The following is a 3599-nucleotide window of genomic DNA, read 5'->3' as shown; positions in this document are numbered from 1 at the left end:
GCCCGTGCAGGCCGACGGTGTCCAGCTCGACGGCCTCCGCGCCGCCGGACCCGGCCCCGGGGGCGGGGGCCGGGGCGGTGCGCAGGACCTCGGCCTCGGCGCGGACGGCCCAGGCGTCGAGGGCGTCGGCGTCGTCGCGGGAGAGCTGGGCGGTGCGGGCGAGGGCCTCGACGACGCCCTTGCCGAGGGCCTTCTCCAGGACGGGCAGCGCCTCGTGGCGGACCCGGGAGCGGGTGTAGGCCGGGTCCACGTTGTGCGGGTCGTCCCAGACGGGCAGCGCCTGGACGAGGCAGGCCTGGCGGACGGTGTGCCGGTCGAGCTGGAGGAAGGGGCGGCGGTAGCGGCCGCCGGTGCCGGAGACGCGGGCCATGCCGGACAGCGAGCGGGTGCCGGAGCCGCGGGCGAGGCCCAGCAGAACCGTCTCGGCCTGGTCGTCGCGGGTGTGGCCGAGCAGCACGGCGGCGGCTGCGTGGCGCTCGGCGGCGGAGTCGAGGGCGGCGTAGCGGGCGTCCCGGGCGGCGGCCTCGGGGCCGCCGTCCCGGCCGACGGACACGGCGATGGACTCGACGGGGGCCAGGCCCAGCTCCCGCATCCGCTCGGTGACCTCGGCGGCGCGCAGGTCGGAGCCCGGCTGGAGGCCGTGGTCGACGGTGACACCGCCGGCGCGCAGGCCGAGCCGGGGGGCCTCGAAGGCGAGCGCGGAGGCGAGGGCCATGGAGTCGGCGCCGCCGGAGCAGGCGGCGAGCACGAGGGGGCGGCTCTCGCGGGGGGTGGAGCCGCGGGGGGCGGGCGCCTGGGCCGGGGAGGCCGGGGAGGGCTGCGCGGGGGCGGAGGCGGCCGGGGAGTCGACGAGGACGTCGTGGAGGACGCGGCGGACCGCCAGGCGTATCGCGGCGACCGCTGGATGGGGACCCATGTCCGTTTCCCATCTGTCATGCGAGGGGGTGCCTCGGGGGGCGAACGAGATGTCGTTACGCGGGGGGATTCGTCACGCTGTGTATGTCGATGGTGACAGAAGCGAGCTGTTCCCCGAGCATCGCACGCCTACCCGTCGCTAACGGTCCCTCGGACGAGTGATTAACGGGAGCATTCATCCGTTCCCAAGTGAGCCGGTTTCACGACTCTGCCTTACGGTGCACCCGCGCGACCCACTCGGCGGGTTTGCTGATCTCCGACTTGGTCGGGAGCGTGTTGGGGGACGTCCAGACCCGGTTGAAGCCGTCCATGCCGACCTGGTCCACCACGGCCCGTACGAACCGCTCACCGTCACGGTACTGCCGCAGCTTGGCGTCGAGCCCCAGCAGCTTGCGCAGCGCCTGGTCGAGACGGCCCGCGCCGCTCGCCCGCCGCTTCTGGAACTTCTCGCGGATCTCGGCGACGCTCGGCACGACGTCCGGCCCGACCCCGTCCATCACGTAGTCCGCGTGCCCCTCCAGCAGCGACATCACGGCGGTCAGCCGGGCCAGGATCTCGCGCTGGGCCGGGGTCTGGACCAGCTCGATGATGCTGGGCGAGGCGCCGCGCTCCGCGGCCTCCTCGCCGTCCGGCCGCCCGCCGCCCAGCGACTGGACGGCCTCCCGGATCCGCTCCAGCAGGGTGGCCGGATCCACGTCGGTCTCGCCCAGGAACGCCTGGATCTCGGACTCGATGTGGTCGCGCAGCCAGGGCACCGCGGTGAACTGCGTACGGTGCGTCTCCTCGTGCAGCGAGACCCACAGCCGGAAGTCGTGCGGGGCCACGTCCAGCTCGCGCTCCACGTGGACGATGTTGGGGGCCACCAGCAGCAGCCGGCCGCCGCCCGCGGACCCGGCGGGCAGGTCGCGGGTGGCGGGCGCGAACGTCTCGTACTGGCCGAGCACCCGGGACGCCAGGAACGACAGCAGCATCCCCAGCTCGACGCCGGTCACCTTGCCGCCGACCGCGCCCAGCACCGCCCCGCCGGGCAGCCCGCCGCGCCGGTCCTGCATCTTGCCCAGCAGCGGAGACAGGAGCTGGCGGAAGCCCGCGACGTTGGCCCGGATCCAGCCCGCGCGGTCCACGACGAGGACGGGGGTGTCGGAGGCCGGGCCGCCGGGGACGGCCATCCGGGTGAAGCCGCGGACGTGCTCCTCCGAGGATTTCGCGTGCCGTCGCAGCTCCGCGACGACGGCGCGCGCCTCGTCCCGGCTCACTTCGGGGCCCGGGCGCACCAGCCGGGTCGCGGTCGCGACGGCCAGGTTCCAGTCGACCATCTCCACACCACCGATGCTCGTCATGGCTTCACGGTACGTGGCCCGCGCCCCATCCGGGAGGAGACGGCTCCCCCGCACACGCGGCCGCCCCCGGCCCGACCGGGCGACGCGTCACCTCCGGCTCCCCCGTCTCACCGGCATCCGCAGTTGGCGAGCGCCGAGGCCATGGTGTCCAGGGCCCGCTGGGCGCCCTGGGGGTCGGTGGTGCCGTTGGTCATGAACGCGAAGACCAGGAGCCGCCCGTCGGCGTCGACGACGCTGCCCGCCAGGGTGTTGACCCCGGTCAGGGTGCCGGTCTTGGCGCGCACCACGCCGCGGCCGACGGTGTCCGCGTCGTAGCGGGTGCGCAGGGTGCCGCTGAATCCGGCCACCGGCAGCCCGGTGAGCAGCGGCCGCAGCTCGGGGTGGCCGATGTCCGCGGCCCGCACCAGCACCCGGGCGAGCAGCGCGGCGGAGACGTGGTCGTCGCGGTCGAGCCCGCTGCCGTCCGCGATCCGGGCGCCGGAGACCGGCAGCCGGAGCTTCTTCAGCCGGGCGGTCACGGCCTTCGCCGCGCCGTCGAAGCTCGCGGGCTCACCGGCGGCGACGGCGGTCTGCCGGGCCAGGGCCTCGGCGATGTCGTTGTCGCTGTTGGTCAGCATCCGCTCGACGAGCGCGGACAGCGGCTGGGAGCGGACGGTGGCCAGCGGCCGGGGGCGCTTTCCGGCCTCCCGTTCCCGCGGGTCCCCGGTCACCTCGACGCCGCGGTCGCGCAGCATCGAGGCGAACGTTCCCGCCGCGTCGGCCGCGGGGTCCTCGGAGCGCGCGGCCGGGCCGTGGTCGCTGTCGTCGAGGCGGCCCTCGTCGGCCATCAGCGGGGTGACGGGCGAGATGTTCTCGTTGGGGCCGATGGGGTGCAGCCCGGGCCCGGAGTAGAGCGAGGTGTCGTATCCGAGCCGAACGGACGTCGCGCCGCGCTTCTTGAGGGCGCGGGCGGTGTCGTCGGCCAGGGCGCGCAGCGAGGCGGGGCGCTCGGCGCCCTGGGCGCCGCGCGCGGTGAGGGTCGGGTCGCCGCCGCCCACGAGCACGATGCCGTCGTCGCCGCCCTGGACCACGGTGGTCTTGATCCGGTAGTCGGGGCCGAGGGCGGAGAGCGCGGCGGCGCCGGTCGCCAGCTTGATGGTCGACGCGGGCACCACGGCGTCCTTCGCGCCGGTCCCGAACACCTGCTGTCCCGTCGTCACGTCCACGACGGACGCCGAGCGGTCGCTGCCCAGCGCGGGGTCGTCCAGCAGCGGTTCCAGGGCGTCGGCGAGCCCGCCGCCGGTGGGCGGCGGCACCGCGTCCTCGCCGCTGTCCGGCGACGGCACGGCGCCGGGCGCGCCGAGG

Annotated in this window: 3 protein-coding genes; all 3 read right to left on the bottom strand. The window is 75.7% G+C overall.

The features are described 5' to 3' along the window. The coding region (gene tilS / locus EEJ42_RS33045; protein WP_123105673.1) for a tRNA lysidine(34) synthetase TilS at nt 1-916 on the bottom strand (916 nt) is incomplete at its 3' end. Between the two features lie 199 nt (nt 917-1115). Next, nucleotides 1116-2255 (bottom strand): zinc-dependent metalloprotease, encoded by a 1140-nt coding sequence (locus EEJ42_RS33040; RefSeq protein ID WP_123105671.1) that lies wholly within the window; start codon nt 2253-2255, stop codon nt 1116-1118. A gap of 107 nt (nt 2256-2362) precedes the next feature. Then, nucleotides 2363-3599, bottom strand: a 1237-nt coding sequence (gene dacB, locus EEJ42_RS33035; protein ID WP_184503393.1) for a D-alanyl-D-alanine carboxypeptidase/D-alanyl-D-alanine endopeptidase, incomplete at its 5' end; no start/stop codon positions are given.

Source organism: Streptomyces botrytidirepellens, from assembly GCF_003721215.1.
Lineage (GTDB): Bacteria > Actinomycetota > Actinomycetes > Streptomycetales > Streptomycetaceae > Streptomyces > Streptomyces himastatinicus.
This window is presented reverse-complemented; position numbering and strand designations above follow the sequence as displayed.

Excerpts from the sequence above, each read along its gene's own strand:
- EEJ42_RS33040 (WP_123105671.1), bottom strand. The coding sequence starts at position 2,255 with ATGACGAGCATCGGTGGTGTGGAGATGGTCGACTGGAACCTGGCCGTC.